We start from the raw sequence: 6,147 nt of genomic DNA on the forward strand, positions 1-6,147 counted from the left end.
CGCCGCCGGCGGCGGTGTAGCGGATCGCGTTCGAGACCAGGTTCTGCAGGATGCGCTGGAGCAGCACGAGGTCGCTCGCCACCCAGGCCTTGCCGCCGCGCACCGAGAGGCGCAGGCCCTTGCGGGCCGCGAGCGGCCCGAAGCTCGCCTCGAGGCTCTCGAGCACGTCGGCCACCAGGACCGGCCGCACCACCGGCTGGATCAGCCCGGCATCGAGCTTCGAGATGTCGAGCAGGGTCTTGATCAGGTCCTCGATGGTCTGCAAGCCCCGCTCGACCTGGCCGACGATGCCCCGCGCCTCCGGCCCCACCGGCAGGTCGGCGAGCGCCGAGAGCGACAGCCGCGCGGCGTTGAGGGGCTGGAGCAGGTCGTGGCTCGCGGCGGTGAGGAAGCGCGTCTTCGAGCGGTTGGCCTGCTCGGCCTCCTCCTTGGCGGCGGTCAGCGCCTGGTTCGAGCGCTCGAGGCTGCGCATCAGCATCGTCAGCTCCTCGGTGCGGGAGCGGACCTGGCCCTCGAGGGTGATGGCGGTCTGGAACAGCGAGTAGGCGCTGCCGCGCTGGTCCATCGTGCGCTCGACCTGGGACATCAGGGCGGCGTTGATGCGCTCCAGCTTGGCGATGCGGCGGTGCAGGGCCGCGACGTCCTCGCCGGCCCTGTGGTCCTCTGCGGTCATGGCCTGCCCCGTCACGGGCCGGCGGGCCGGCCGATGGCGATGCCCGTGAAGGTCTGGTTCAGGTGCATCGAGCGGTACTGCTCGCCGTAGGTCTCGAAGCCGACGACGTTGTAGTGCCGGTAGAGCTCGGCGATGCTGTGGCGGGCCTGGTGGATCTCGGCGTCGAGGCGGCGCAGCACGCACTCGAAGCCGATCACCAGGTCGACGCCGCCGAGGCGGGCGTCGAGCCGGGCGAGCTCCTCGCGGGTTGCCTCGACCAGGTCCTTCTGGCGCGCGAGCGTCAGCACCACGCCGCTCTCGATGGCGCAGTGGAAGCTCAAGGACTGGTCCGGGTTCAGGTGCCGGATCGAGCGGCAGAAGTAGTCGCCCCCGACCCGCACCACCAGCGGGTGGGCGGCGAAGCTCGTCGGGGTGAGCGCGTCGGGATCGAGGCCGAGCGCGTTGGCGTACTCGACCGCCGCCGGCTCGGCGTTGAGCTCGCGCACCGTGCGCTGCTCGTGATCGGTCTCGGTGACCACGAACTTGACGCCGGTCGGCTCGAAATTGTCATTCTTGAAGATCTCGACCGGGAAGTCGGACTCGACGAGGAGCAGGATCGCGGCCCGGCGGTGCACCCGCCCGTCGTGGATCAGCGCCGTCTCGGAGAAGGTCAGCTCGTCGCCGGCCGAGCCGCCGACGAGGGGCACCCCGTCGAGCCCGTAGCCGACCGCGGCGATCACGGTCTCCTCGGCGTTGGCGAGGCCGTCGATGAGCGAGATCGCGAAAAGCTGCCCGCCGCGGCTGATCTTCTGGAGGGCGCAGCGCAGGGAGCGGATCGAGGCCGCGGCCCGCTCGGCGTCGAGGTGGTCGACCTTCTCCAGCACCGTCGAGGCGATGCGGAAGCCCTCGTGCGGGAACGCGATCGCCACGAGGCCGCGGTCGAGCCCGGCCATCGGGCTGATCTCGCCCGAGGAGGTGCAGCCGGCGACCCGCACGCCCGGAAAGGCGCGCACCAGCGCGTCGTTGAGCGCCTCGACCCCATAGGCCGGCGAGAAGAAGATCACCAGGTGGGCGATGCGGGCGACGTCGAGGGACGCAGCAAGCGCCGATACGGCGGCCTCGGCCCCCGCGGCCTCGGTCCAGGCCGTTTGTATCCCGCAGCGATGCGAGCGCGTGCGCGCCTCCTGCGCCGGAATTCCCCGCGCCAAGGGTTCCCTCCCATGTCGCCGGCTCCATCGCGGCGTTGCCGCATTATGCGGCCGGGGGGTGCGGCTGGCAACGGGCAGCAAGGGCGGCGGCCAAGGGCAGCGGCAAGGACCGCGACAGGGTGCGCAGGCGCGGCCGGTGCGGCGGCCGCGCCTGCGCTGGGAAGCGGACGGGCGATCGCCCCCGCGATCGACGGCCGCGCCGCCCCACGCGACGCCGCCGCCAGATGCCACGATCCGCTCCCGCCCGCTCCGCGGTGACGATGTCCTTCGCCCGCCGAGACCGAGGGAGGATAGGACCGGGGCGCCGCCGCTCACCATTGGACCAAGGTGCAGACGACCGGATCCGTCCGCGAGGCCCGTACTAAAGCATGGTAGCTACTGGCATATCAGCGTGCTAAGTCTATTCTTGACTTCCAAGCACGGACGCGTTGCTGTGCCGGACTCGACAACGCGCGTGCTGCGGTGCGGCGCGCCGGCAGAGGATGCTCCGATCCGATGGTGGGATTGACCCGTCCGGCCCATGAGGTGTCTCTTCCCCGGCCGGGCGAGGCGCCGACGCCCGTCGCGGAGGGGTCGGACATGCACCTGATCATCGTCGACGATCACCCGCTGTTCCGCGAGGCCTTGAGCAGCGCGGTCCGCCTCGCCTTCCCGGCCGCGGAGGTCGAGGAGGCCGACGGGATCGAGAGCGCCTGCGCAGTCTTGTCCCGCGCCCGCTCGATCGATCTCACGCTCCTCGACCTCACCATGCAGGGCGTCAACGGCTTCGACGGGCTGATCGCCATCCGCACCCGCTTCCCGCGCATCCCGGTCCTCGTCGTGTCGGGCCTCGACGATCCGCGCATCGTGCGCGAGGCGCTGGCCCACGGCGCCGCCGGCTTCGTGCCCAAGGCCGCCGGCAAGCCGGTGCTGATCCGCGCCATCACCGACGTGCTCAACGGGGCGGTGTTCGTGCCCGACGGCCTGTCCGGCCCGGCCGAGGCCCCCGGCCGCAGCAAGGGCGGCAAGCCCCCGATCGCCCAGCGCATCGCCGAGCTGACGCCGCAGCAGATCCGGGTGCTGCTGATGATCCGCCAGGGCAAGCTCAACAAGCAGATCGCCCACGAGCTCGGCGTCGGCGACTCCACCGTCAAAGCCCACGTCTCGGAGATCCTGCGCAAGCTCGGCGTGATCAGCCGGACACAGATCGTCATCGAGACGGCGAACCTGGATTACGATCACATCCTCTCGGAGCTGTCGTCGAGCTGATCGGTTCTCGCGGCGACTTTTTCAGACATCCTGAGAGTTAAGCGCGGCACGACGTCCAGTCCGCGGCGTCATTCCCGGGCTCGCCGCAGGGGAGAGACCGGAATCCGGACACTCAGGTGCCAGTGGATGAAGTGGAACGCAGTCCGTCTGGTCTTGAACCATCCGCGGTTCTGAGTGTGCCTTCGGCACTCCGGGCTCCGCTGCGCGGCCCCGGAGTGCCGATAGAGAGTGTCAGATCCTGGTTGTACGTGCTTGAGCCGGCCGTTATCCTTTTCTACGACGAAAGTCTAATTCTTCCCCAGCGTCCCCGACTCGCAGCCGCATTGGCAGCCCTCAACGTTTCCTTTACCCGAAAGTCGAAGGAAGCCGCCGAAGCCTGTCCCCGCCCGGCGGCGAAGCCGGGAGGAAATGCCTCATGACTGCCGTCCGGAAACACGGACCCTGGGCCCTCGTGGGCGCGCTCGGGGCCGCCGCTCTCGCCGTGGTGGCGACGCAGCGCGGCGAGAGCATCAACGCCCTCTGGATCGTCGTCGCGGCGGTATCGGTCTACCTGATCTCCTACCGCTACTACTCGCTCTACATCGCCGACCGCATCATGCGGCTCGACCCGACCCGCCAGACCCCGGCCGTGCGCCACAATGACGGGCTCGACTACGTCCCGACCGACAAGTACGTCCTGTTCGGCCACCACTTCGCGGCGATCGCGGGCGCGGGCCCGCTGGTCGGCCCGGTGCTCGCCGCCCAGATGGGCTACCTGCCGGGCCTGCTCTGGATCCTCGCCGGCGTCGTCTTGGCCGGGGCCGTGCAGGACTTCATGGTGCTGTTCGTCTCGATGCGCCGCGACGGCCGCTCGCTCGGCGAGCTGATCCGCGCCGAGCTCGGCACGATTCCCGGCATCGTCGCGCTGTTCGGCGCCTTCCTCATCATGGTCATCATCCTGGCGGTGCTGGCGCTGATCGTCGTCAAGGCGCTCGCCGAGAGCCCGTGGGGCACCTTCACGGTGATGGCGACGATCCCGATCGCGCTCCTGATGGGGGTCTACTCGCGCTGGATCCGGCCGGGCCGCATCGGCGAGGTCTCGATCCTCGGCTTCGTGCTCCTGATGGCGGCGATCATCTTCGGGCAGAACGTCGCCGAGGATCCCGCGCTCGCCGCGATGTTCACCTTCACCGGCACGCAGCTGTGCTGGATGCTGATCGGCTACGGCTTCGTCGCCTCGATCCTGCCGGTCTGGCTGCTGCTCGCGCCGCGGGACTACCTCTCGACCTTCCTCAAGATCGGCACCATCGTGGGCCTCGCGCTCGGCATCCTGGTGCTGGCGCCGCACCTGCAGATGCCGGCGGTGACGAAGTTCGTCGACGGCACCGGGCCGGTCTGGTCGGGCTCGCTCTTTCCGTTCCTGTTCATCACCATCGCCTGCGGCGCGGTCTCGGGCTTCCACAGCCTGATCTCGTCGGGCACGACCCCCAAGCTCATCGACAACGAGGTCAACGCCCGCTTCATCGGCTACGGCGGCATGCTGATGGAATCCTTCGTCGCCGTGATGGCGCTCGTCGCCGCCAGCGTCATCGATCCGGGCGTGTACTTCACCATGAACTCGCCGGCCGCGGTGGTCGGCACGACGCCCGAGAGCGCCTCGGCGGCGGTCACCGCCATGGGCTTCCCGATCACCGCCGACACCATCAAGCAGACCGCGGCCGACGTCGGCGAGCACTCGGTGATCTCGCGGGCCGGCGGCGCGCCGACGCTGGCGGTCGGCATGGCCCACATCATCTCGAGCGTCATCGGCGGCAAGGCGATGATGGCGTTCTGGTACCACTTCGCCATCCTGTTCGAGGCCCTGTTCATCCTGACAGCCGTCGATGCCGGGACGCGGGCCGGGCGCTTCATGCTCCAGGACCTGATCGGCGTCGCGGTGCCGGCCTTCAAGGACACGTCGTCCTGGGGCCCGAGCATCGTGGCGACCGCGCTCTGCGTCGCCGCCTGGGGCTTCTTCCTCTACCAGGGCGTCACCGACCCGCTCGGCGGCGTGAACACCCTGTGGCCGCTCTTCGGCATCTCGAACCAGATGCTGGCGGCGATCGCGCTGACCCTGTGCACGGTGGTGATCTTCAAGATGAAGCGGGAGCGCTACGCCCTCGTCACCATCGTGCCGACGCTCTGGCTCGTCGCCTGCACCCTGACCGCCGGCCTGCAGAAGGTCTTCTCCGCCGACCCGCGGGTGGGCTTCCTGGCGCATGCCGAGCGCTACGCGGCGGCCCTCGCCGAGGGCAAGGTGCTGGCGCCGGCCAAGAACGCCGACCAGATGCGCCAGATCATCTTCAACGACCGCATCGACGCGGTGCTGGCGCTGGTCTTCGTCGGCGTCGTGGTGGCGATCATCGCCTTCGGCGTGAAGGCCTGCCTCAAGGCCTACCGGACCGACCGCTGGACCGCCCTCGAGGCGGATCCGCGGGCGGTGCCGGCGGCGGCGGAGTGAGCCGATGAACGCCGAGGGCCTGCGGGAGCGCTGGGCGACCCTGACGCGCTGCGTCTGCGACGGCGCGCGGCTGATGGTCGGCCAGGGCAACTACGACACCTACGTCGCCCATATCCGCAAGACCCACCCCGACCAGCAGCCGATGACCCCGACGGAGTTCTTCCGCGAGCGCCAGAACGCCCGGTTCGGCGTCGGCGGCCGCGGCGGCTTCCGCTGCTGCTGACGTGCTCGCCCGCGCGGGGGCCTTACCCTGCGCGGGCAAAACAACACGCAATGTCGGATCCGGTTCCGGCGAAGACGAAATGTGTTCATGCTTCTTTCAGGTTACACCCGTAACGCTTGCGGCGGGATGATGGCAGCGATGTCGCAAGTCGCCGCCGACCCGACACGATCGGGTAAAGCGCGCCTTAACTAGGGCTGATCCGGCAGCATGGCCGCAGCGCGCAATCGGCACGGCTGAGCTGACCGGGGCGGTGCTACAGATGAGGTCCCTCATCCGCACCCGCCGTTAGCCCCGTGGCCAGCCTGACACTCCCCGTCGCCGCCCCCTCCGCCCGCCC

5 protein-coding genes are annotated in these 6,147 nt (G+C 69.7%); 3 read left to right on the forward strand and 2 right to left on the reverse strand.

All coding sequences use genetic code 11. From position 1 onward, the window contains the following. The coding region (locus tag VQ02_RS09725; protein ID WP_048443986.1) for a sensor histidine kinase at positions 1-673 on the reverse strand (673 nt) is incomplete at its 3' end. 11 nt (positions 674-684) lie between these two features. After that, positions 685-1,860 carry an FIST N-terminal domain-containing protein gene (locus VQ02_RS09730; protein WP_245239672.1) on the reverse strand — a complete coding sequence of 392 codons (1,176 nt, stop codon included), beginning with the start codon at positions 1,858-1,860 and terminating at the stop codon, positions 685-687. Between the two features lie 579 nt (positions 1,861-2,439). Here VQ02_RS09730 and VQ02_RS09735 point away from each other — a divergent pair. The 3 genes from VQ02_RS09735 to VQ02_RS09745 all read left to right on the forward strand — a co-directional run bounded on the left by VQ02_RS09735 (position 2,440) and on the right by VQ02_RS09745 (position 5,810). Continuing rightward, positions 2,440-3,108: a response regulator gene (locus tag VQ02_RS09735; protein ID WP_157080558.1), complete on the forward strand. Its 669-nt coding sequence runs from the start codon at positions 2,440-2,442 to the stop codon at positions 3,106-3,108. 415 nt (positions 3,109-3,523) lie between these two features. Continuing rightward, positions 3,524-5,587: a carbon starvation CstA family protein gene (locus VQ02_RS09740; protein WP_048443988.1), complete on the forward strand. Its 2,064-nt coding sequence runs from the start codon at positions 3,524-3,526 to the stop codon at positions 5,585-5,587. Between the two features lie 4 nt (positions 5,588-5,591). Further along, entirely contained in the window at positions 5,592-5,810 is a 219-nt protein-coding gene (locus VQ02_RS09745) for a YbdD/YjiX family protein (RefSeq protein ID WP_048443989.1), read from the forward strand. Positions 5,811-6,147 lie beyond the last annotated feature (337 nt).

Origin of the sequence: Methylobacterium variabile, from assembly GCF_001043975.1 — a bacterium.
GTDB classification, from domain to species: Bacteria; Pseudomonadota; Alphaproteobacteria; order Rhizobiales; family Beijerinckiaceae; genus Methylobacterium; species Methylobacterium variabile.

Bases quoted from the DNA above. Each gene is read 5' to 3' on its own strand.
- VQ02_RS09735 (WP_157080558.1), top strand. From the start codon at position 2,440: ATGCACCTGATCATCGTCGACGATCACCCGCTGTTCCGCGAGGCCTTG.
- VQ02_RS09740 (WP_048443988.1), top strand. From the start codon at position 3,524: ATGACTGCCGTCCGGAAACACGGACCCTGGGCCCTCGTGGGCGCGCTC.
- VQ02_RS09745 (WP_048443989.1), top strand. From the start codon at position 5,592: ATGAACGCCGAGGGCCTGCGGGAGCGCTGGGCGACCCTGACGCGCTGC.